The organism is Ensifer sp. 1H6, from assembly GCF_001976035.1.
Classification (GTDB): Bacteria; Pseudomonadota; Alphaproteobacteria; order Rhizobiales; family Rhizobiaceae; genus Ensifer; species Ensifer canadensis.
The window spans coordinates 243,806-267,682 of record NZ_MOAI01000005.1 but is presented as its reverse complement, the minus strand read 5'-3'; the positions used below and the strand labels follow the sequence as shown (position 1 = coordinate 267,682).

Sequence of the window (23,877 nt, the reverse complement as noted above, 5' to 3'; positions counted from 1 at the left end):
GCGACCACGCGGCGACGCCGGACGTCATGCGCATGGTGTCCCCGCAATACCGCGTACCCGCGACACTGCTGCGCCCAACCCAAAACGAGAACAGGGGCGCGGATGCCGCGCCCCTGCAAAGCCCTGGTAAGGGTTCCGCCTTAAACGTTGAAGGCCGCACCGATGAGCGTCTTGGTGTAAGGCTCCTTCGGTGCAGTGAAGATCCCGTCGGTATCGGCTTCCTCGACGATCTTGCCGTTCTTCATCACGATCACGTAGTCCGACATTGCCTTCACCACCGACAGATCGTGGCTGATGAAGATGTAGGACAGGCCGTGCGAGCGCTGCAGATCGCGCAGCAGCTCGATAACCTGGCCCTGGACGGAGCGGTCGAGCGCCGATGTCGGCTCGTCGAGAATAACCACCTTCGGCTTCAGGATCATGGCACGCGCGATCGCGATGCGCTGCCGCTGACCACCCGAAAACTCGTGCGGATAGCGGTTGCGCGAGGCCGGATCGAGCCCGACCTCCTTCAACGCTTCGATGGCACGACGGTCGCGATCGGCACGGCTAAGCGAGGGCTCGTGCACGTGCAGGCCTTCCGTGATGATTTCACCGACGGTCCTGCGCGGAGACAGCGAGCCATAGGGATCCTGGAACACCAATTGCAGCGCACGCCGTAGCGGGCGCATCTGGCCGCGGTCGAAGCCGGAGATGTCGGTCGTGCCGAAGCGGTAATAGCCGCTGCTCGGCAAAAGCCGCAGCAAAGCACGCCCAAGCGTCGACTTGCCGGAGCCGGATTCACCGACAACGCCGATCGTCTGGCCCTCGCGAAGCCGCAGGTTGACCTTGTCGACCGCGCGGAAGACGGCATTGCCGCGGGTGAAAAACCCACCGCCGATCGCGTAGTCGACACAGACGTCCCGACCTTCAAGGATGATCGGTGCGCTGTCCGCCGGAGGTGCCTTGCGGCCGCTCGGCTCTGCCGCGAGCAGCATCTTCGTATAGTCGGCCTGCGGCCGCTCGAAGATGTCTGCGGTCGTTCCCTGCTCCACCACTTCGCCGCGGCGCATTACCGCGACGCGTTCGGCAAAGTGTTTGACGATGCCGAGATCGTGCGTGATCAGCACGATCGCCATGCCGAAGCGCTTCTGCAACGACTTCAGGAGATCGAGGATCTGAGCCTGGATCGTCACGTCAAGCGCTGTCGTCGGCTCGTCGGCGATCAAAAGGTCAGGCTCGTTGGCGAGCGCCATCGCAATCATCACGCGTTGACGCTGGCCGCCCGAAAGCTCGTGCGGATAGCTGTCGATGCGTCGACCCGGCTCGGGGATGCCGACCAGTTCGAGCAGTTCCAGCACGCGCTTGCGCGCCTGCTTGAACGTGCCGCCGCGGTGGTGCACGATCGGTTCGGCGATCTGCCGGCCGATCGTGTAGAGCGGGTCGAGCGAGGTCATCGGCTCCTGGAAGATCATCGTGATCTTGGAACCGCGCACGCCGTTGAGCGCCTTGGGCGAAAGACCCACCAGCTCCTGACCGCGATAGCGGGCAGAACCGGTAACGGTGCCGTTCTTGGCGAGCAGTCCCATGATGCCCATCATGGTCTGGCTTTTGCCCGAGCCGGACTCGCCGACAACAGCAAGAGTCTCGCCGGTACGCACGTCGAGATCGATACCCTTGACCGCTTCGACCGTCCCGTCAGGCGTCGAGAAGTTCACCTTGAGGCCGCGAACGGCCAGGATGGTTTCGTTTGTGTCAGCCATGTCAGCGGTCCTTCGGGTCGAGCGCATCGCGCAGGCCGTCGCCGACGAAGTTCAACGAGAACAGCGTCAGAACAAAGAAGATGGCCGGGAAGATCAGCAGCCAGGGCGCCGACTGGATGTTGTTGGCACCTTCCGAAATCAACGCTCCCCAGCTCGTCAGCGGCGCCTGAACGCCAAGGCCGAGGAAGGAGAGGAAGCTCTCGAGCAGGATCACCTTCGGCACGACGACGGTGACGAAAACGATGACAGGACCGATGGTGTTCGGAATGATGTGCCGGCGGATGATCTGCCAGTCCGTCAGGCCGAGCGCCTGGGCTGCACCGACAAACTCCCGCCGTTTCAGCGCCAGCGTCTGGCCGCGCACGATACGGGCCATATCCAGCCATTCGACCGCGCCGATCACCAGGAAGATCAGGATGAACGAGCGTCCGAAGAAGACCACGAGCACGACAACGAGGAAGACGAACGGCAGAGAATACATGATCTCCACCAGTCGCATCATGACGTTGTCGACGCGGCCGCCGATGTAACCCGACGTCGCGCCGTAGACGACGCCGATGCCGAGCGACACGAGACTTGCCAAGAGACCGACGGCAATCGAGATCTGGCCGCCGAGCATGACGCGCACCAGCAGATCGCGGCCGTTCGAATCGGTGCCGAACGGGAAATACTCGCGGTTCACCTGACCGGTCACCTTGAGAGTACGACCCTCGTCCTCCGTTGCCACGACCTGAGTGTCACGGAACTCGTTGGCACGATCGAAGTAGCGCGTCGCGCGGGCATCGATCGGCTGCTCTGAGGTGATCGTCGCGGTGAAGGTCTCACCGTCGATGTTGAACTCCTTGAGCGTGACGCGGGCGCGTGTTGCGATCCCTTCCATCACCCCTTGCAGGGTGGACGTGTCAGGGCGCGGCTCGAGGCTTGGTCCGATATTCACGTAGGACGGGAACACCTGGTCGTAGGTATGCGGCGAAAACAGTGGCCCGAGGAACGAGAATACTGCGATGAGGGCCAGCATGACGCAGCCGGCCATGGCAGCGCGGTTGCGCTTGAAGCGCATGGCCGCCAGCTGGAAGAGGCTGCGCCCCTTGGTTTCCGGCGTTACCGCCGGCGTCTGGACGACATCAGTCATGGCGAACCCTCGGATCGAGCAGGCCGTAGAGAATGTCGACCAAAAGATTGAAAACGATAACGAAGATGGCGACGAGAATGACCGTGCCCATCACCAGCGTATAGTCGCGGTTGATCGCCCCGAGGACGAAGTAGCGGCCGACGCCCGGAATGGTAAAGATCGTCTCGACCACAGCCGAACCGGTGAGCAATGCCGCCGCGCAAGGTGCGAGGTAGGAGACAACCGGCAGCATCGCGCCGCGCATGGCGTGGGTGATGACGACTGTCCTTGCCGGAAGGCCGTAGGCCTTGGCCGTTCGGATATGGTCGGTGTGCAGCGCCTCGATCATCGAACCGCGGGTAAGCCGCGCGAAGACCGCGAGCTGCGGCAGTGCGAGCGCGATCATCGGCAGGATCAGGAAGCGCAACGAACCGTCACCCCAACCGCCGGCCGGCAGCCAGGCCAGGACGATGGCGAAGACCAGCGTCAAGACAGGACCAACGACGAAATTCGGTACGGTGACGCCGAGCGTCGAGACCGACATGATCGTGAAGTCGAGGATGCTGTTTTGCCGGAGTGCAGCGATCGTACCGGCGGTAACGCCGCCGATCACGGCAAACAGCAGTGCGTACAGGCCGAGCTCCATCGAATAGGGCAAGCCCTTGCCGATCAACTGCGCGACGTTGTTATCCTTGTAGATATAGCTCGGGCCAAAGTCGCCGGTCACCGCATTGCTGAGATAGTGAACGTATTGGCGCCACAGGGGCTGATCGAGCTGATAGGTCGCCATCAGGTTCGCCATTGTTTGTGGCGGAAGAGGACGCTCGAGGTTGAAGGGGCCGCCAGGGGCAAACCGCATCAGGAAAAAGGAAATGGTGACGACAATAAACAAGGTCGGCACCGCACTCGCCAATCGGCGAAGGATGAAGGAAATCATTGACGTGCTCCGGAGGCGACGCGCGGCATTTTCACCGCGCGTCGTCCCTGTTCGTTATTCGGCGACGCTCAGGAACCGGCTCAAGTGCTGGTTCGGCGAGTTGTCCTGCCAGCCCTTGACGCGGTCGGAAACCAGCCACAGGTCGGCCTGGGTCAGAAGCGGAGCGATCGGCTGTTCCTTCATCAGCAGAGCTTCAGCTTCATGCAGCAGCTTGGAGCGAGCTGCCGGATCCTGCTCCTCGTAAGACTTCTTCATCAGCGCGTCGAATTCAGCGTTTTCGAAGTGGCCGTAGTTGAAGGTCTTGTTGGAGCTAAGGCTGAGAGCGAGGAAGTTCTCGGCGTCGGCGTAGTCGGCAACCCAGCCGGCGCGCGCAACGTTGAACTTGCCGCCTTCCTGCAGGTAGGCATAGTGCGAGGACACGTCGAGGTTCACCAGCGACACCTTGGCGCCGAAGGTGTTCTTCCACATGTCGGCAACGGCCGTTGCAACACGCTCGTGGTTCGGGTTGGTGTTGTAGCGCAGCTCGATTTCGAGCGGCTTGCCACCTTCGCCGTAACCGGCTTCCTTCATCAGAGCCAGTGCCTTGTCTTCGCGATCGAGCTGCGACAGGGTGCCGAACTCGGCCTTGGACGGATCACCGTAGCTCTCGATGCCCGGGGGCACCATCGAGTAGGCCGGCAGCTGCGAGCCGGCGTAGATTTCCTTGGCGAGGAAGTCGCGATCGACTGCCATCGACAGGGCCTGACGAACGCGAACGTCGCTATAGGGCTCCTGGCGGGTATCGAAGGCGTAGTAGTAGGTCGCGAGCGTCGGCGAAACATGAACCTGTTCGCCATGGGACTTGCGCAGACGATCGAGCTGATCGGCCGAGAAGTTGTAGGCGAGATCCATTTCCTTCGCTTCGAAGCGGCGAACCGAGGCGGCCTGGTCGTCGATCGGGTAGAAGATGACCTTGTCGAGCTTGACGTTGGCGGCATCCCAGTAGTTGGGGTTCTTGACGGCGGTCAGGCTGTCGTTCGGAACGTGCGCGGCGAGCGTGAATGCACCGTTCGAAACCATGACGCCCGGCTTGACGAAGTCCGCGCCATTCTTTTCGACGCTTGCCTTGCTGACCGGAAGTGCCGTCTGGTGCGCCAGCAGCTCGAGGAAGAACGGGGTCGGGCGCTCAAGCGTGATTTCGAGCGTCTTGTCGTCGACAGCCTTCATGCCGAGCTGGTCGGTCGGCAGTTCACCCTTGTTGACCTTTTCGGCGTTCTTGATCGGGAAGAGAATGTTGGCGTAGCCGGCCGCGACCTTCGGGTCTTCGACACGGCGGAACGAGAAGACGAAATCTTCTGCAGTCAACGGTGAACCGTCGGACCACTTCGCGTCAGCGCGCAGCTTGAAGGTATAGACCGTACCGTCGTCCGAAAGCTCCCACGTTTCGGCTGCACCCGGGACGATCTTGCCCGAGGCGTCATAGATCGTCAGGCCTTCGTAGAGATCCTTGAGGATGAACTCTTCGATGTTGATCGACGTATGGGCCTGGTCCAGCGTCTGCGGCTCACCGGCGTTGCCACGATGCAGGACAGCTTCGGCAAGAGCCGGGCTTGCTCCGATGAGCAACGAGCCGATCAGCGCGGCAGCGCTTAGGTTGAGTTTCAGTGATGCCATTTTGTTTCTCTCCTTCCCCTTTTTTGGGTTTGTGATCGCAGGAGAGAAGTGCAAATCTTTCTCGAACGCAAGGCGGATTCTGCAACCTGCTGCATCTTTATCTATAGAGTTGTAATTTTACGAAATCACAGGTTGTATTTCGTTTGCGGTCCTTTTCGTCGTTTTTGCGACGCAGGTGTGACAACCGGGCGGCAATCCACGCGTTTCTACTGCAACGTTTTAGATGCTGGCGCCGCTCTGTCCCCAGAACGGCAAGAATCGGCCCTGATGCAAATTTCGTGAATTCAAGGCGCAGTTTACGTAATGTGCGGAAAGAAACAGAGCCTTTGCCGCAATCTTCTTGCAAAGCGTTCACTCAGCAGCGACACTGTGTTTCCCTATAAGTGTTTTCTGTCTCGGTGCAACCCACCATCGACACACGGAAAAGTGGTATTGACCTTTCCCTACCCGCTCATCCGCGGCGCACCACTAGAAAGCGAAACGGTTAGATCCGCTGTGTTGCATCCAGTCCACAGTAAAATCGATTGAAGCGGCTTCGGCACCCCTCGCAGGGGCCCTCTTGACCGTTGCCAAACCACTTTGATGAACTATTGTGCGCCAGACTTCGGTGGGCGCGACCATTTCGCACGCGTTGTCACGCCGCACGACAATCCGGCCATCGACATTGCGTCGATGCAAGCACGTGCGGCGCTTCGCCGGACCAATTTTCGTGGCGCACCAGGCTGCGCCGAAACACTAAAGGGAGATATCGAATGGCATTGATCACATTGCGGCAACTGCTCGACCATGCGGCGGAGAACGACTACGCGCTGCCGGCGTTCAATGTGAACAATCTCGAATACATTCAGGCCGTCATGCGCGCGGCTGACGCCACTGATTCTCCCGTCATCCTGCAGGCAAGCCGCGGTGCTCGCTCCTATGCGGGCGATGCGTTCCTGCGCCATCTCATCCTTGGTGCGGCGGAAGAATATCCGCACATTCCCGTTTGTCTGCATCTCGATCACGGCGACCAGCCGTCGACCTGCATTTCGGCGATCACCAATGGCTTTACTTCCGTCATGATGGACGGCTCGCTGGAGAAAGACGGCAAGACCGTCGCCAGCTATGAATACAATGTCGCGGTCACCGCCGAAGTCGTGAAGATCGCCCATGCGGCCGGCGTTTCCGTCGAAGGCGAACTTGGCTGCCTCGGCAACCTGGAAACCGGCGCTGGCGACAAGGAAGACGGCCACGGCTTCGAAGGCAAGCTGTCGCGCGAGGAGCTGCTGACCGATCCGGAACAGGCCTTCGACTTCGTCACCAAGACCGGCGTCGATGCGCTGGCCGTTGCCATCGGCACCAGCCACGGCGCCTACAAGTTCACCCGCGAGCCAGATGGCGACATCCTGTCGATCGAAACGATCGCCAAGATCAACAAGCGCCTGCCGAACACCCACCTCGTCATGCATGGCTCGTCCTCGGTCCCGAAGGATCTGCAGGACCTGTTCAACACCTATGGCGGCAAGATGAAGCCGACCTGGGGCGTTCCGGTGTCGGAAATCCAGAAGGCGATCCCGCTCGGCGTGCGCAAGGTCAACATCGACACCGACCTGCGTCTGGCCATGACCGGAACGATCCGCAAGAACTTCGCTGAAAACCCGGAGAATTTCGACCCGCGCACCTACCTAAAGCCAGCAACGGCTCTCATGACCGAGGTTTGCAGGGAGCGTTTCGAAGCCTTCCGCACCGCCGGCAAGGCATCGAAGATCCGCACCCTGCGCTTGCCGGAGATGGCAAAGCGCTACGCAGCCGCCTGATCCGCGAACCGGCCGCCCCTCTTCCCAATGGAACGACGGGAACGGGGGTGCCCTGTTCGAGCGCTTGGCGACAGACAACAGTCGGCGCGCGGCCCGTGATCAAGCGGCCGCGCGCCGATTTCGTTTCGATCGCGATGGCTGGTTCGGCGAGCGGACGCCAGGCCACGCGATATCCAAGTACTCACTCGGCCCCAGCGCTCATTCAGGCGCGGCGCTCGCCCGCCGCTTCGTGCTCGTAAAGCTGATCCATGCTCAAGGTGGCCACGTCAGCGAAAGGCGTCTGGCTTTTCACCCGGCCACCGCCGAGGATGACGACCTCGTCGCAAAATGAAATCGTGCTGCGGTGATGACTGATGACGATGGTCGTGCGGTGCCCGGCCCTCGATTTCAGCGTCTCGACGATGGCCGCTTCGGACAGGCCGTCGACCGCGTTGGTGGCTTCGTCCAGGATCAGGATCTCGGGGTCGCGCACGAGGGCTCTGGCCAGGGCAACCCGCTGCCGCTGCCCCGCCGAGAGGCTGGCGCCTCTGTATCCGACGACGGTTTGATAGCCCTGCGGCAGGCTTTCGATGAAGCCGTGTGCTTCGGCCATCCTGGCCGCGTGCTCCACTTCTGCGGTCGTCGCCTCCCGGCCATAGGTGATGTTCTCGAGGATCGTACCATCCACCAATTCGAGGTCCTGGCTGGCGAGCGCGATCTGGTTCCGCCACTGAACCGGGTCTATCCGGTTCAGGGGGATACCATCGACGAGGATCTGCCCCTCGTCCGGTTCGACGAAGCGGCATAACAGATTGACGATCGTGGTTTTCCCGGCACCGGACCGGCCGATGACCGCCGTCGAGCGGCCGCCACGGATATTGAATGTCGCGGCATGCAGCACCACGGCACGCGAGCCAGAACTCGGATATCGGAAGGTCACCCGATCAAATCTCAGCTGCTGTCGCAGACAATCGAATGGCTCCCTCCCCTCAGGTGGCTTTGGCTTGTCGGATGCGTCCAACAGCCACCGCACCTCCTCCAATGAGCCGCTCCAGCCCTGGATCTGGCTCCAGGACAATTGCAGCGCACGCACGTGCGGCTGCAAGCGATAGAGCAGGACCACGAAGGCAACGATGACGGGAAAGCTGACGCCGCCAGACCAGGCGGCGACAACCACAGCCAGGAAGAGGGCGGAGTGGAGCGTCTCGGTGAGTGGCGGCAGCACGCCCTGACGGGCCTGTAGCGAGAACCCGGCGCGTCTGACCGCATCCGACGCCGTATCGAACACGGCCTTCTCCCGCGCCTCCTGGCCGAATATCCGTATCAAACGACCGGCATGAACAAGATGGAGCATTCGAGCCGCAAGCTCGCTGTTGAAGGAGGTAACTTCGCGGCTCGGCCCCTTGAGGGTTGCGGACAGGACGTAGTGCACGAGCTGGACGAGAACGAGGCCGAGCGCGACGAACAACGTCATCTGCCAGGACAGAAGTAGGAGGAATGCCAGGAGAATGATGGCAGCCGAGCCATTCACGAGCGCCGCAAGGACGGTCTGGATTGCATCGGAGGCCCGCCAGGACTCATTTGAAATGATGTTGAGCAGCCGCCCCGGATTCTCCTTCATGAAGAAAGGATAGCCGACCCGCAGGAGCTGAGCCGACAGGGCGCTGCGGATCGAGTGTCCTGCCTTGCCGTAGATGAAGGTCGCGAGCACGCTGTTGGCAAAGGCGAGGACGTTCTTGAGCGCGATCAAGGCAAAGGCCGCGCCGGCGATGACAATCAGCCGCTCGCCGTCGTCCAGCCCCGATCCGACCTGTTGGAACAGCGAGGAGACGCCGTTCAATGCCGCTGGATCCTGATCGCCGGCAATGATGCCGAGCATGGGGATGATGAGGCCGATACCGACGCCCTCGAGTGCTGCGCTGAAAAGGCCGAGAATTACCACGGCCGGAAGCAGACGCATTTGCCCGCCCAGCGCATCGCGCAATAGCTGCAGGCCCGGCAAGAAGATTCTGAACATGGCGACCGTCCTCAGCGATGGAGTTGCTCTTCGGCCCGTTGCTCGACCGGACCTGGCGACCGCTCCGCGACGAACAGGCCCACGAACTTGAGGGCACCGAGCAGGTTCATGAAAACGATCGGCCAGTGCGACAGGTGCAAGACGGGGTCGAACCGGGCGCCGCCGAAGATTTCCCCGAACGCCGACCTGACGGTCCAACAGAAATGCCGCAGCAGCCACGGCGCGGTGCGCAGGTGCTTCAGGCAAAGCGCACCATTGCCGAAGCTGTAGTTGCAATGAAGCGTCTCGATTGCCGCCCGTGCGCGACGGCCGTGATGATGGAAGACGACCATGTCGGGGACATATTCGACGGGGATGCCAAGCCGATCAGCGCGCACGAGATAATCGGTGTCCTCTGCCGACAGCAACGGCGCGCCGGCGCCAAACCGTTCGTCGAAGGGACCGACGCGCAATGCGACCTCACGATGCATCGTCATGTTGCAACCCAACACGAAGCCGCCTGGATGAACCTCATGCGTCAGCCGTTCGCGCACGTTCGACCGTTTGATGGTGAACGGCAAGTCGGCGGGGTTGCCGAGCTCGACACGGCCGCCGCGGATGACCCCGCCCCCGCCGCCTGCACAGTGGTGTTCCAGATCGCGCAGATAGCCGACGTCGACTTCGCAGTCATCATCAATGAAGATCAGGATCCTGCCGCGCGCATGTGCCATTGCCGTATTTCGGGCGACAGCCAGGCCCGGTCGGGTCTCGACGGCATGCGTGATCGCCATGGGTGACGCGGCCGCAATACGGCTGATGCAATCGGGCGTGCCGTCCGTGGAGCCGTTATCCACCACGACAAGCTCGCATCGATCTCCGGCATGGAAGCGGCACGCCGCCTCGATCGATCGGATACAGGCATCGAGCGCCTCGACGCGGTTGCGCGTGCAGACGATGAAGCTTGCGAAGGTCTCTTCGCGCGCGGCCGACGTCGGCACCCACGGCGTCTCCGTCGCGTTCGCGCATCCCTTTGCCGCCCATGCCGGGCGTTCGACTGTCATATTAAACCGGGCCATGACGAGGAAGGACGTTCGCTGCCGGGACGGACTGCAGGTATCGCGACAGGGCATCCATGCGCCTCATCGCAGCCAGCGACATGCTGCTGCACCAGGGCGCATGAACGCCTGCGATGAGGCCGTATCGCTCCCGGCGCCGGATAAGTCCCCATTTGCCCGTCTGCGTCAGAAACTCATGGGTGAGCTGCGGCCGCCGCTCGTCGCTGACAAGCTGGTAGAGGAAATAGAATAGGTTCAAGGCGCCTTCGTCATGGCCGGCGCGGCTTTGCTGCGGGTACCCGGAAATCCTGTCTTCGAGCGCCAGAATGCAGTTCGCAGCATTTCCGATCGTCTCGGCCGTGACGGCAAGGCCGATGTCATTGAGCGCCTGGGGATTGTCGCAAAGACGTTCGCGCTCGAGGTTTTCAGCAACAATCTTCAAGTGGGTGCGGCGCATTTGGCGCTTGTGCTTGTTCGTCACGCTGTTGCCATGGATACGATAGGCGACCATGGCCTCGTCGATCATCATCGCCGGAAAACGGTCGGTGACGCGCCGGAAGAGATCGAAATCCTCCGCATGCACATAAAGCGCGTCATAGGTGAGCATATCCTCCGGTATGACATGCCTGTTGTAGACGACGGTCGAGTGCATGAAGATCGTGAAGAACATCGACAGCGCCTTCAGGTTCTCCGGCCGATAGATTGGATTGGGCGTGCCACGGACGATACGATCGCCGATGAGCGTATCGATGCCGGTGCCGCACAGCGCGAGCTGTGGCTGTTGCATGAACAGCGACACCTGCCGCGACAGCCGTGACGGATAGGAAATGTCGTCGGCATCCATCCGTGCGATGAGATCGCCCTTTGCCAGAGCGAGACCTTCGTTCAAGCTCGCGATCAAACCGCGGTTCTCGCGGGAGATGATAGTGACGCGGTCATCGGCCTTTTGATAACGCCGCATGATTTCCAGTGAGCGATCACGCGAACCATCGTCGATGGCGATGATCTCCAGCCGCTGGTAATCCTGCCTCAGAATGCTCTCAAGCGCCGCGGCGAGATAGGACTCGGCGTTGTAAACGGGCAGCAGGACGGAAACCAACGGAACGGTCATGAACAATCTCGAACACTATTGCAGATCTGAGGCTTGAAGCGCGTTTGCCCGGCCAGCGGCGTCCGCACGATAAGCCGGATGCGGCCGCTCGTCCCCTCGCCCCTGAAACCAGTCGACAGTGCTTCCAGCACTCGCGGATGGTGCACTTGGCCGACCGTTGGCACGAAGATAGGGAAAGTGCCGCTTCAAGCCGTTGAGCGGCCTCTCTAACGCCAGCCAGGAGAACGCCGCCACGACCAAAGTGGCGGCACCTGCGACGACCAAGCGCCCAACGCCCTGTTCCGAAACGTTGACCGGTATCCACCCCTGCGCCTTGACGACCAGCGCCAGCACGACCGGATGAAACAGGTAGACGCCATAGCTGACACGCCCAAGCGCCGTTAGCGGCGGGAGTTCCAGCAACCTGCCGAAATCGCCACGAAACCCGGCGGAAGCGGTGCCGACCAACATTACAAGCGGGACGAGAGGCAAAACTTCGAGACCGATCCAAACGATCCAATCAAGTGCCGGCCCCACCGGCATCGATCGACCCCAAAGCAGCACGAGGGATAATATGGAAAACGGCAGCCAACTGACTGTCATCCACCGCGGCCAGGCCGTGGCCGTCGATCGGTGAACAGCCAAGAGGGCACCAGCCGCCAGCGCATCCATCGATGCCGGAGGCAGCAGGTCTCGTGCAAGCGAGGGCTCCCCCGTGAGCGGCCAATAAAATCGGTATGCCAGCGAGCAGGCGATGACGCCGACGCAGAGCCGCCCGATCCAGTGGCGCGGCGTCAGCAGAATGAGGAGCGGCCAGACGATGTAGAATTGTTCTTCAATGCTCAGGCTCCAGGTGTGGCAGAGCACCCACGGCGTCCACGCATCCTTTAGCGCGTACCAAAAATTCGAGAGATAAAGCGCGTGCCATGCCCAGCCTTCCCTGGAGCCTTCCAGGTTGACCAGCCACACGAAGCCAAGCATGCCGAAATAGGGTGGGAAGATGCGCAGGGCACGGCGAATATAGAACGACCTGAGGGTCGTCGCTGCTTCGAACTGAGCCGCGGAACGCGCGTCGAGGAGCAGGCGCGTTATCAGAAAGCCGCTGAGCACGAAGAATAGCCGCACGCCGAGATGCCCCCAATGGGAATCGTCGGCGGCAAAGAAATGCGCGTACAGCACCATCGAAACGGCAACGGCTCTCAATCCGTCCAGTTGCCGGTCGCGCATAGTCAGCATTAAACGTCCCCTCGGAGTTCCGACCGCTGCGGTCAACTTCCTGTGGAGCCAACTCCGTGGTCAGCTACGATTTTTGCCGCGAGGTTGCCATTTGCTTCGAAGAAGCGCGAAGGGTTCGGTCGGTCGCAAGACACGTTGAGGGCGGCCCCCAAAACCTTAGGGCCGAATAGGGCCAAACTTTGACCGCTTGATTGGCAAGCGCGCGCATATACCGGCGGCTGGCGGCTGACGCCACGCCTGCAAATTCGGTCGCCGCTGCAGAACCGCACCGCAAGCGCTTGTTTCGTTTCAGAAACGAGCGTCGTCCAGTCAGCCCGAGGGTTAGAACGTCGGCGGCGTGTTGATCCAGAGAAGAACCGTTTCGCCGTCATGCCGGTTGGACCAGGCATGGCGGCGTTTGCTTTCGAAGTAGAGCGAATCGCCGGCGCTCAGGTCGTAAAACTGATCGCTGTCGAGAATGAACTCGACACGCCCCGAAAGCACATAGACGAATTCCTCGCCTTCATGCCGATAGGCGCCTTCGCTCGAAGCACCCGGCTCCAGCACGAAGCGATGGCAATCCATCTGGTTGCGACCGTCGGCCAAAAGCTGCACGGTGACACCGGGCGTCGTCTTCGGCCAGGTGCGCCATTCTCCCGCACGGACAACGGCTCGACCATCGGTCTCCTCTTCGCCCGACAGGCTCGATACCGTCGACCCGAAATATTCGGCGATGTTGTGCAGAACAGCGACAGACACGCCCTGCGAGGTTCTCTCGAGCGTCGAGAGGACAGAAGCGGCAATGCCGACGTCGCCTGCGACCTGTTCGAGAGTCTGGCCGGCGGCATGCCGCAGACTGCGCAGCTTGCGACCGACCTGATTGTCGAGACCGCTTTCGCCCGGTGCGGGCGCGTCGTCGTCCCCGGCCGCTTCCGCTTCGAGCGCTTCCCTGATGGCCGCGGGATTGAGACCGCGCTCGACCCGGAACCAGGAAATGCGTTTCAGCCGGGCGAGATCGCCTTCGGTGTATTGCCGGTGGCCCGTCGGTGAGCGCTCGGGCACGACCAGTCCTTGGGTTTCCCACAATCGGAGCGTCGAGGCGGATACACCCGCCAGCCGTGCAGCCTCGGCAACCTTGTAGCGCACGCCGCCCATTTTCTGTTTCCCTGTTTCGATCGCGGGTGCCGGCGCGAATCTGCGCCGCGCCTGCGCGTTGGCGAACTTACCTGCCGGGCATGACCTTTTACAAGAATGCGTCATCAGCGCCGGTGTTCTCTCGATCACCAAATTTGATTTGCATTCCATTTTGAAAGATGTACCACTTCCCAGACAATCTTGCAGAAAAAATGCAATATATTGCCTCCGCCAGCAACAGGACACGCGCCATGACTAGCCTCACCGATCGTAAGAACGCTGCCATTTCCCGCGGCGTCGGCATGACCACGCAGATCTACGCCGACCGTGCGGAGAACGCCGAAATCTGGGACAAGGAAGGCAACCGCTACATCGACTTTGCCTCGGGCATTGCAGTCGTCAACACCGGCCACCGCCACCCGAAGGTGATCGCCGCCGTCAAGGCGCAGCTCGATCGCTTCACCCACACCTGCCATCAGGTCGTGCCCTACGAGACCTATGTGCATCTCGCCGAACGCCTCAATGCGCTTGCGCCCGGCGACTTCGCCAAGAAGACGATCTTCGTCACGACCGGCGCGGAAGCCGTCGAAAATGCAGTGAAGATCGCCCGCGCGGCGACTGGCCGCCAGGCCGTGATCGCGTTCGGCGGCGGCTTCCATGGCCGGACCTTCATGGGCATGGCGCTCACCGGCAAGGTGGTCCCGTACAAGGTCGGCTTCGGCGCCATGCCGGGCGACGTCTTCCACGCCCCCTTCCCGATCGAGCTGCACGGCGTCACCGTCGACCAGTCGCTGGCGGCGCTGAAGAAGCTCTTTGCCGCCGATGTCGATCCGGGTCGCGTGGCCGCAATCATCATCGAGCCGGTGCAGGGCGAAGGCGGTTTCTACCCGGCTCCGCCGACCTTCATGAAGGCGCTGCGCGAAATCTGCGACCAGCACGGCATCCTCTTGATTGCCGACGAAGTTCAGACCGGCTTTGCCCGGACGGGCAAGATGTTTGCCATGGACCATCATGAGGTCGCGCCCGACCTGATGACGATGGCAAAGAGCCTTGCCGGCGGCTTCCCGCTCGCTGCCGTCACCGGCCGTGCCTCGATCATGGACGCACCGGCGCCGGGCGGCCTTGGCGGCACCTATGGCGGCAACCCGCTCGGCATCGCCGCCGCGCATGCCGTACTCGACGTCATCGCGGAAGAGAACCTCTGCGAACGTGCCGAACTGCTCGGCGGTCGTCTGAAGCAGCGCCTCGCCGCAATCCGCGAGCAGGCGCCTGAGATCGTCGACATCCGCGGCCCCGGCTTCATGAACGCCGTGGAATTCAACGATGTGAAGACCAATCTGCCGAGCGCCGACTTTGCCAACAAGGTGCGCCTGATTGCGCTCGACAAGGGTCTGATTCTGCTGACCTGCGGCGTGCACGGCAACGTCATCCGTTTCCTCGCGCCGATTACCATCCAGGACAACGTCTTTGCCGAGGCGCTCGACATCCTTGAGGCATCGATCCTCGAAGCACGCGGTTGACGCTTTGCCGGGCGACCGCTAACGCGGTTGTCCGGGCCGATGAAATGGCTCCGGGTGTCGGGAGGAACGACACCCGCAAGAACAAACAGGAAGCGGGTCGGTCGGCGTGCGACAGGCATCGCTGGAGGACGCCCATCATGACCCTGACGCCGGCTTTGACCAAACACTTGCGCGACGGCGAACTGTTTTCCGCCTTGGACCGCATAGCGCATTTCGCCGGGAGCTGGACGGGCGAGGCCTTCGACGTCTTCAATCCGTCTACCGGCGAGCTTCTGGCGTCGTTGCCGGATATGGGCATCGAACAGGCGAGTGCGGCGATCGACGCGGCAGCCGCCGCGCAAACCCTTTGGGCGGCAAAGCCCGCCAAGGATAGAAGTGCCGTGCTTCGACGTTGGCACGACCTGATCATCGCCCATGCCGACGATCTCGCCGCCATCCTGACCGCCGAAATGGGCAAGCCGGTCGGAGAATCGAAAGGCGAAGTGCTGCACGCGGCCGCCTATGTCGAATGGTATGCCGAGGAAGCCAAGCGCATCTACGGCGAGACCTTTCCGGCTCCGGCCAATGACCGCCGCATGCTGGTCATCAAGCAACCCGTTGGCGTCGTCGGCACGATTACCCCGTGGAACTTCCCGGCCTCGATGGTCGCCCGCAAGATCGCTCCAGCACTCGCCGCCGGCTGCGCCATTGTCCTGAAACCTGCCGAACAGACGCCGCTCGTTGCCGGAGCCCTGTTCGTCCTGGCCGAGAAGGCGGGTTTCCCGGCCGGCGTCGTCAATCTGCTCTACGCCTCGGAAGGTGCTGCGATCGGGCGGGAACTCTGCAGTAACCCCAAGGTCCGCAAGATCAGCTTTACCGGCTCGACGGAAGTCGGGCGCCTGCTGATGCGCCAGTGCTCCGACCAGATCAAGAAGGTCAGCCTGGAACTCGGCGGCAACGCGCCCTTCATCGTCTTCGACGATGCCGATATCGACGAGGCGGTCGATGGCGCCGTCCAGGCGAAGTTCCGCAATGCCGGCCAGACCTGTGTTTCGGCAAACCGCATCTATGTGCAATCGGCGGTGCATGACGCATTCGCCGAGAAATTCGTCGCACGCGTGGCCGAACTCTCGGTCGGGGACGGCTTTTCCGCCGGCGTCACGATCGGGCCGATGATCGACCGGCACGCGATCGAGAAGATCGAAGCCCATGTCGCCGATGCCGTGTCCAAGGGCGCCGAGGTGCGCAGCGGCGGTCATCGCATCGGCACGTCAGGAACCTTCTTCGAACCGACGGTGCTGACCGGCATTTCGACCGACATGCGCATCGCCCAGGAAGAGACATTCGGCCCGATTGCCCCGATCATCCGCTTCGAGACCGCCGAACAGGTGATCGCCGAGGCAAATGATACGATCTATGGCCTCGCCGCCTACTTCTATGCCGAGAACCTCAAGCGCGTCTGGCATGTGGCCGAGGCACTCGAATACGGCATGGTCGGCATCAACACCGGCCGCATGTCTTCGGAGGCCGCCCCCTTCGGCGGCATCAAGCAATCCGGCATCGGCCGCGAGGGCTCCCGTCACGGGCTCGAAGACTATCTGGAGATGAAGTATCTCTGCATGGGCAACATCTGAGCGTTGCCTTCCACGTGAACTGCTTGAACCTCTCGCCTCGCCGCTGATCGCAATGTTTGTGGACTGCGGCGGGCGCAATGCCTGCCGGTACCCGGCCTGTCATAAACAGCACTTGAAATTGATCGGCGGGCTTGCCAATTGGGGCAGGAACCAAGGAACCATAGGAGTTGCCACCGCGATGAGCGAAGCTGAAATGTCCGTCGAGAAACATGTCTTTGAAGCCGATGTAGCCAGGCTGCTCCATCTCATGGTGCACTCGGTCTATTCCGACAAGAACGTCTTCCTCCGCGAACTGATTTCGAACGCCGCGGACGCCTGCGAGAAGTTGCGTTACGAGGCGATCGTCTCGCCGGAACTGCTGGCAGGCGATACGAACCCCAGCATCAAGCTGACGCTCGATGAGGAAAACAACCGCCTCATCGTCGAGGACAATGGCATCGGCATGAGCCGCGACGAACTCGTCGAGGCGCTCGGCACCATCGCCCGTTCAGGCACGCGCGCCTTCATGGAGCGCATCGAGGCCGCACAGGGCAAGGAAGGCGCGCAGCTCATCGGCCAGTTCGGCGTCGGCTTCTACTCCGCCTTCATGGTCGCCGACAATGTCGACGTCGTCTCGCGCCGCGCCGGTTCGGACCACGCCTGGCACTGGTCGTCGGACGGCAAGGGCAGCTACACGGTCGCAGCCGCCGATCTTGCTGACGCGCCGGCACGCGGCACGCGCATCACCCTGCATCTTATGGAAGATGCCAAGACCTACACCTCGCGCTGGACGGTCGAGCGCATCGTCAAGGACCAGTCCGGCCACGTTCCGGTTCCGATCTCGATCGTCGAGAAGCCCGGTGCCGAACCGGTTTCCGTCGGCGACGGCACGGCGCTCTGGACCAAGCAGAAGAGCGAGATTTCCAAGGAAGACTACGCCGACTTCTATCGGGGCGTTTCGGGCCAGTACGACGATCCGGCATTGACGGTGCATTTCCGCGCCGAGGGCCGGCACGAATATACGGCACTTGCCTTCGTGCCCGGCTCCAAGCCCTTCGACCTCTTCGATCAGGACCGCAAGGGCCGGATGAAGCTCTACGTCAAGCGCGTCTTTATCACCGACGAGGCGGAATTGCTGCCGCGTTACCTGCGCTTCGTGCGGGGTCTGGTCGACACCTCGGACCTTCCGCTCAACGTCTCGCGCGAGATGATCCAGGAAAGCCCGCTGCTGTCGAGCATCCGCAAGGGATTGACCAACCGCATGCTGACGGCGATCGAAAAGCTGGCGGAGAGCGATCGCGGGGCCTTCGACAAGATCTGGGAAAACTTCGGCAGCGTGCTGAAGGAAGGCATTTACGAGGACTTCGAACGCCGCACCCAGCTGATCTCGCTTTCCCGCTTCCGCACGACCACCTCGGAAGACGGTCACCGCAGCCTTGCCGACTACGTCAAGGACATGAAGGACGGCCAGTCGGCGATCTACTACCTGACGGGTGACAACCTCGCCCAGCTCAAGGCATCGCCGCAACTTGAAGGCTTCCGCGCCCGCGGCATCGAAGTGCTGTTGCTGACGGATCCGGTCGACAGCTTCTGGGTGACCTCGGCGCCGGACTTCGAAGGCAAGCCGATGAAGTCGATCACGCAGGGCTCGGCCGATCTGGGCAGTGTCGCAAAGCCGGAAGGCAGTCCCGACAGCGCACCAGAGGCAAGCCAGGCGGTGACGGATTTCGTCGCCTTCGCCAAGGAAACACTCGGGGAAGCCGTGTCGGAAGTTCGCACGTCCGATCGCCTGACGGAAAGCGCCGTATGCCTGGTCGCGCCCGAGAATGGCCCCGATCGCCAGCTCGAAAAGATGCTGCAGGGCGCCGGCCGCCTCGACGGAGCGGCAAAGCCGATCCTAGAGATCAATCCCGGCCATGCGCTGATTGCCGCAATCGCCGCCTGCCCGGCCGATGACAGCGCGTTTCGGACTGACGCCGTTCAGCTTCTGCTCGACCAGGCGCGCGTCCTCGATGGCGACAAGCCGCAGGATCCACGCGCATTCGCCGAGCGCCTGTCACGCGTCTTCAACCGGGCGCTCAAGGTTTAACGCACCGGTTCAAGCACCTGTAATTGCAGCGATGAAAGGGTGAGAGGGAGAAATCCCTCTCACCCTTTCGCTTTTTCGGGCGCCGCTTCCATGCCGATCTCCGCCAATACCTCCGCCGTATGCTCGCCGAGACGCGGAACACCGCGGTCGAGCACCAGCGAGGCATCGGAAAAACGGATCGGCGTACGGACGCCCGGCGAGGTCCCGCTGGCCGCACCGGAATGCGGTGTGTCGATCTGCATCTGCCGATGCACGACCTGCGGATCGGCAAAGACGTCGGCGACCGTGTTGATCGGACCGCCCGGCACGCCTGCCTCTTCCAGCAATGTCAAAAGCGCGTCCCGTTCGTACCTTGCCGTTTCGGCGCTAAGCGCCGGTGTCAGGCTCTCGCGATTCTGGACGCGGGAGGCATTGGTCAGATAGCGCTCGTCCGTTGCCAGATCGCCGCGGCCAAGCAGGTTGCAGAACTTGACGAACTGGCGGTCGTTGCCGACGGCGACGATCAGGTGCCCGTCCGCCGTCGGGAACACCTGGTAGGGTGCGATGTTCGGGTGGGCGTTGCCAAGGCGGCGCGGCGCCTTTCCCGAGACGAGAAAATTGAGCGCCTGATTGGCGAGCACGCCGGTCATGCAATCAAGCAAGGCCATGTCGATCTGCTGGCCCTTACCGGTTCGCTCGCGCTGCGCCAATGCCGCCTGGACGGCGATGACGCCATAAAGCCCGGTGAAAATATCGGCAAAGGCGACGCCGATCTTCTGCGGCTCACGATCCGGCTCGCCGGTCAGATCCATGATCCCGCTCATGCCCTGGACGATGTAATCGTAACCGGCGCGATGCGCATAGGGTCCATCCTGACCGAAGCCCGTGACCGAGCAATAGATCAGGCGCGGATTGACCTTCTTCAGGCTCGCGTAGTCGAGACCATATTTCTCGAGGCCGCCGACCTTGAAGTTTTCCAGCAGGACGTCGGATTGTGCCACCAGCCGGCGCACCGCCTCCTGCCCTTCCTCGGTGGTGAAATCGAGCACCACCGAGCGCTTGCCGCGATTGCAGGCGTGGAAATAGGCCGCGTCGAGCTTCTCCCCCTCCTCGCCGGCGACGAATGGGGGGCCCCAGGTGCGGGTGTCGTCACCCGCCGGGCTCTCCACCTTGATGACGTCGGCGCCGAGATCGGCGAGCGTCTGGCCGATCCAGGGACCGGCGAGAATGCGGGCAAGCTCAAGAACGCGAATACCCTTCAGTGGCGCTTCCATGATCGGCCGCTCAGAAGAAGGCCTGGAGGCCGGTCTGGGCGCGGCCGAGGATCAGCGCATGAACGTCGTGCGTGCCCTCATAGGTGTTGACCGTCTCGAGGTTCACCATGTGGCGCATCACCTGGTATTCCTCGGAGATGCCATTGCCGCCGTGCATGTCGCGGGCCATGCGGGCGATGTCGAGTGCCTTGCCGCAATTGTTGCGCTTGACGATCGAGATCATTTCCGGCGCCATGCGGCCTTCATCCATCAGGCGACCGACGCGCAGCGAACCCTGAAGTCCGAGCGAGATCTCCGTCTGCATGTCTGCGAGCTTCTTCTGGAAGAGCTGCGTCTGAGCGAGCGGGCGGTTGAACTGCTTGCGGTCGAGACCGTATTGACGAGCGGCGTGCCAGCAGAACTCGGCCGCGCCAAGCGCACCCCAGGAAATGCCGTAGCGGGCGCGGTTGAGGCAGCCGAACGGGCCCTTGAGCCCCTCGACATTCGGCAGCAGCGCATCTTCGCCGACCTCGACATTGTCCATGACGATTTCGCCGGTGATCGAGGCGCGCAGCGACAGCTTGCCGGCAATCTTCGGCGCCGAGAGGCGCTTCATGCCCTTGTCGAGCACGAAGCCGCGAATGGCATTGCCATGGGCTTCGGACTTTGCCCAGACGACAAAGACATCGGCGATCGGCGCATTGGAGATCCACATCTTCGAGCCGACGAGACGGTAGCCGTTCTCCGTCTTGATGGCACGGGTCTTCATGCCGCCGGGGTCGGAACCGGCGTCAGGCTCCGTCAGGCCGAAGCAGCCGATCCATTCGCCGCTGATCAGCTTCGGCAGATACTTCTGCTTCTGCTCCTCCGAGCCATAGGCGTAGATCGGGTAGATGACCAGCGAGGATTGCACGCTCATCATCGATCGGTAGCCGGAATCGACGCGCTCGACTTCGCGGGCGACAAGACCATAGGCGACATAGGAAGCGCCGACACCGCCGTAGGTCTCCGATACGGTCGCGCCGAGCAGACCAAGTTCGCCCATTTCCCGGAAGATTTCGGGATCAGTCGATTCTTCGCGATAGGCAGCGATGACCCGCGGCTGCAGGCGATCCTGTGCATAGGCTCGTGCCGTGTCGCGGATCATGCGCTCGTCCTCGGTCAACTGATCTTCGAGGAGGAACGCGTCGTCCCATTGAAATTGCGTCTTGCCGGCCATGTTTCTCTCCCATCGGATTTTTCCACTTGCGGTTATGGCAAGCAGAACCAAGGCTTTCAAACGAAATTGAGGCACCGCCTCATGCGTCTGCGGAATGGCCTCGCTGAGCGCCACACAATCGGCTGTGAAGTGCCGCCGGACTCCTTGCGCGCTACACATTGGGCGTGCCACCGGTCGCCAGGTGCCGTTCATGTTGCAAATCCGTCGAAATATGGCGACAAGAGTCGGGTTCACTTGGCGGCGCTCGTCGTCACCGCGCCGCGCCAGTGCCACGCTAAAGGTCCATGCTCGTACCCGCCAATGGCCAACGACCGCTTAGAACGCTTTGCTCACAATCTCGACTGGAACTTGCTGCGCACATTCGTCGTCGTGGTGGAGGAAGGCAGCATCACCGCTGCGGCCAACAGGCTCCTGCTGCAGCAGCCGGCCGTCAGCATGGCGCTCAAGCGGCTCGAACAGACCGTTGGGCAAAAGCTCATCGACCGCCGCCCGGGCCGCTTCGACCTGACCGATGCCGGCGCCCGATTGCACGCGCAGTGCCGCGACATCTTCGCGGCCGTCATCCGGCTTCCCAACGTCCTTGAAACGGCGGGCGAGGAAATCACCGGCCACCTCAACATTCATGTCGTCAGCCATGCCCACAACCCGGCCTGGGACCGGAAGCTCGAGAGCTTCTTTATCCAGCATCCGAAGGTAACGATTTCGGTGACGGTCGCCACGACTGTGGACGTTCTGAGCGCAGTCGAACGCAACATCGCGACGATGGGTCTTTGCGACGGCAACATCCCCGCCTGGCTGAACAAGAGCTTCCACGTGCGTGAGCGCTATGCGCTTTACTGCGGCCGCGAGCATCCCCTGTTCGGTGTCGAGGGTGTTGATTTCAACGATCTTCGCGGCAATGCCTATATCGCCTTCATCGCCGATGTGCTCGGCGGACAGCATATGAACTCCGTGACGGCAGTGCGCGCCATTGGCTCGTTTGGCCAGCAGGTTCGGGCCGTCTCCTGCAATGTCGAGGAAGTGATGCGGCTGATCGCCTCCAACGTCGGCATCGGCATGCTGCCGGATCATCTGGCAGCGCCCGCCGTCGCCGGCGGACGACTTTGGCAACTGCCGCCCTACCACAACCTGCCAACGACGGATGTGTTTCGCATCTCCAACCCGAACTCGATTCTCAATCCGGCCGAGGCCGCCTTCCTTGCGCATGTGGCCGATACCGCGCCGCTTGATCACTGCCTTGATCATCAGCAGAATTGATAGCGACATTTCCCGTTATAAATTTGAACGCGTAACACGCGCTGCCTATGGTCCCACCAAATCAGGAGCGGGGTCGGGACATGCGTGAATTTGATGTGGCAATCGTTGGTGGCGGCATTGCCGGCCTTTCGCTGGCCTTTTTTCTGGCACCGCACCGCTCCGTTGCCGTCATCGAGCGGGAAGACGGGCTCGGTTATCACAGCACCGGGCGCTCCGCCGCCGAATTCGTTCTGCGGTACAACGCCCCTGAAGTGTGCAAGCTCGCGGCGATCTCCAAGACTTTCTTCGATCAGCCTCCCGAAGGCTTTTCCGACGTACCGCTGTTGAAGCAGCGTGGCGGCGTCATGATCGCCAATGCGGAGAAAGTGGCACGGCTTGAGGCGGTGTTTGCCGAGGAAAGCGCTGTCAATCCCGACCTGCGAAGGCTGACTGTCGACGAAGCAATCACCCGCGTACCGATTCTTCGGCGCGACTATGTGGCGGCCGCATTTTATGACCCGAATTTCTGGGACATCGAGGTCGAGAACCTGCTGCAGGGTTACCTGCGCGGCGCACGTCGCCATGGCGCCGAGGTGATTGAGCGCAGCGACATCGTGGCTCCGCGCCGCGAGGCAAATGGCTGGGTGCTTTCGACGAATGCCGGCGAGATCCATGCCCAGGTCATCGTCAATGCGGCTGGCGGCTGGGCCGACCCGGTCGCAAGCCTCTTCGGCGTGACGCCGGTCGGCATCGTGCCGCATCGCCGCAGCGCGATCACGGTGGACCTTCCCGCGGAGATCGATGCCCTGACAATGCCCGAGATCAACGAGATCGACGAGGACTTCTATATGAAGCCCGAAGGCGGGCGGCTGCTTGCCTCTCCTGCCGACGCCACGCCGTGCGAACCGACGGACGTGCAGCCCGAGGAGATCGATGTCGCCTGGGGCGCCCACTACGTGGAAGAGGCGACGACCGTCCCGGTCCGCCGCATCTTCAAGAGCTGGGCTGGCTTGCGCAGCTTTTCACCGGACAAGCTGCCGGTGATCGGTCACGCCAAGGATCGTCCGGATTTCTTCTGGCTTGCCGGCCAGGGCGGCTACGGCATTCTGACGTCGCCGGCACTAGGCGCGCTTGCCGCAAACCTGCTGATTGGCCTACCGGCGCCCGAAAGCTTCGCCGCAAACGGCCTTGACCCAGTCGGTTTCAACCCCGAGCGCTTCCTGAGGTAGCGACAACGCACCTCCATCCCGCTGCGATTGTCACATTCCGTTAAGGATGTCG

General features: G+C 62.1%; 17 protein-coding genes. 6 read left to right on the top strand and 11 right to left on the bottom strand.

The features are described from left to right. Window positions 1-140 precede the first annotated feature (140 nt). Genes BKP54_RS08525 through BKP54_RS08510 form a run of 4 tightly spaced genes read right to left on the bottom strand, consistent with a single transcriptional unit; the run spans window position 141 to window position 5,443 of the window. A complete protein-coding gene (locus tag BKP54_RS08525) occupies window positions 141-1,742 on the bottom strand; it encodes an ABC transporter ATP-binding protein (protein ID WP_025428692.1) in 1,602 nt (533 codons plus the stop codon). Window position 1,743: 1 nt separating this feature from the next. Next, complete coding sequence (locus tag BKP54_RS08520; RefSeq protein ID WP_025428691.1) at window positions 1,744-2,874, bottom strand: ABC transporter permease subunit; 1,131 nt, start codon at window positions 2,872-2,874, stop codon at window positions 1,744-1,746. Then, a complete protein-coding gene (oppB, locus tag BKP54_RS08515; RefSeq protein ID WP_025428690.1) occupies window positions 2,867-3,790 on the bottom strand; it encodes an oligopeptide ABC transporter permease OppB in 924 nt (307 codons plus the stop codon). Before oppB ends, BKP54_RS08520 begins: the two co-directional genes overlap by 8 nt. Window positions 3,791-3,844: 54 nt before the next feature. Then, window positions 3,845-5,443 (bottom strand): peptide ABC transporter substrate-binding protein, encoded by a 1,599-nt coding sequence (locus tag BKP54_RS08510; protein WP_025428689.1) that lies wholly within the window; start codon window positions 5,441-5,443, stop codon window positions 3,845-3,847. A 752-nt stretch (window positions 5,444-6,195) separates the two neighbouring features. Here BKP54_RS08510 and fba point away from each other — a divergent pair. Then, window positions 6,196-7,239: a class II fructose-bisphosphate aldolase gene (fba, locus tag BKP54_RS08500; protein ID WP_057211221.1), complete on the top strand. Its 1,044-nt coding sequence runs from the start codon at window positions 6,196-6,198 to the stop codon at window positions 7,237-7,239. Between the two features lie 202 nt (window positions 7,240-7,441). Here the strand turns inward: fba and BKP54_RS08495 are convergent, their stop codons facing one another. The 5 genes from BKP54_RS08495 to BKP54_RS08475 form a co-directional block, all read right to left on the bottom strand. Beyond that, the gene (locus BKP54_RS08495; protein WP_025428686.1) at window positions 7,442-9,235 is read right to left on the bottom strand and encodes an ABC transporter ATP-binding protein; all 1,794 of its coding nucleotides are present in this window, start codon (window positions 9,233-9,235) and stop codon (window positions 7,442-7,444) included. Window positions 9,236-9,246: 11 nt separating this feature from the next. Beyond that, a complete protein-coding gene (locus tag BKP54_RS08490; protein ID WP_025428685.1) occupies window positions 9,247-10,275 on the bottom strand; it encodes a glycosyltransferase family A protein in 1,029 nt (342 codons plus the stop codon). Window position 10,276: 1 nt separating this feature from the next. Then, window positions 10,277-11,380, bottom strand: coding sequence for a glycosyltransferase family A protein (locus tag BKP54_RS08485; RefSeq protein WP_025428684.1), 1,104 nt, complete (start codon window positions 11,378-11,380; stop codon window positions 10,277-10,279). Between the two features lie 15 nt (window positions 11,381-11,395). Continuing rightward, complete coding sequence (locus BKP54_RS08480) at window positions 11,396-12,595, bottom strand: acyltransferase (protein WP_025428683.1); 1,200 nt, start codon at window positions 12,593-12,595, stop codon at window positions 11,396-11,398. Window positions 12,596-12,916: 321 nt separating this feature from the next. Continuing rightward, a complete protein-coding gene (locus tag BKP54_RS08475; protein ID WP_025428682.1) occupies window positions 12,917-13,729 on the bottom strand; it encodes a cupin domain-containing protein in 813 nt (270 codons plus the stop codon). Window positions 13,730-13,959: 230 nt separating this feature from the next. Between BKP54_RS08475 and BKP54_RS08470 the strand changes: the two genes are divergently transcribed. The 3 genes from BKP54_RS08470 to htpG all read left to right on the top strand — a co-directional run bounded on the left by BKP54_RS08470 (window position 13,960) and on the right by htpG (window position 18,909). After that, window positions 13,960-15,228, top strand: coding sequence for a 4-aminobutyrate--2-oxoglutarate transaminase (locus tag BKP54_RS08470; RefSeq protein WP_025428681.1), 1,269 nt, complete (start codon window positions 13,960-13,962; stop codon window positions 15,226-15,228). A 137-nt stretch (window positions 15,229-15,365) separates the two neighbouring features. After that, window positions 15,366-16,841, top strand: a complete 1,476-nt coding sequence (locus BKP54_RS08465) for an NAD-dependent succinate-semialdehyde dehydrogenase (protein ID WP_025428680.1) — start codon at window positions 15,366-15,368, stop codon at window positions 16,839-16,841. A 178-nt stretch (window positions 16,842-17,019) separates the two neighbouring features. Further along, a complete protein-coding gene (gene htpG, locus BKP54_RS08460; RefSeq protein ID WP_057211223.1) occupies window positions 17,020-18,909 on the top strand; it encodes a molecular chaperone HtpG in 1,890 nt (629 codons plus the stop codon). Between the two features lie 59 nt (window positions 18,910-18,968). Here the strand turns inward: htpG and BKP54_RS08455 are convergent, their stop codons facing one another. Both BKP54_RS08455 and BKP54_RS08450 read right to left on the bottom strand, forming a co-directional pair. Continuing rightward, the gene (locus BKP54_RS08455) at window positions 18,969-20,162 is read right to left on the bottom strand and encodes a CaiB/BaiF CoA-transferase family protein (RefSeq protein ID WP_025428678.1); all 1,194 of its coding nucleotides are present in this window, start codon (window positions 20,160-20,162) and stop codon (window positions 18,969-18,971) included. Window positions 20,163-20,172: 10 nt separating this feature from the next. Beyond that, the gene (locus BKP54_RS08450; protein ID WP_025428677.1) at window positions 20,173-21,360 is read right to left on the bottom strand and encodes an acyl-CoA dehydrogenase; all 1,188 of its coding nucleotides are present in this window, start codon (window positions 21,358-21,360) and stop codon (window positions 20,173-20,175) included. A 300-nt stretch (window positions 21,361-21,660) separates the two neighbouring features. Between BKP54_RS08450 and BKP54_RS08445 the strand changes: the two genes are divergently transcribed. Together BKP54_RS08445 and BKP54_RS08440 are read left to right on the top strand one after the other, a co-directional pair. Next, window positions 21,661-22,617: a LysR family transcriptional regulator gene (locus BKP54_RS08445; protein WP_025428676.1), complete on the top strand. Its 957-nt coding sequence runs from the start codon at window positions 21,661-21,663 to the stop codon at window positions 22,615-22,617. Between the two features lie 80 nt (window positions 22,618-22,697). Next, window positions 22,698-23,825, top strand: coding sequence for an FAD-binding oxidoreductase (locus BKP54_RS08440; RefSeq protein ID WP_025428675.1), 1,128 nt, complete (start codon window positions 22,698-22,700; stop codon window positions 23,823-23,825). Window positions 23,826-23,877 lie beyond the last annotated feature (52 nt).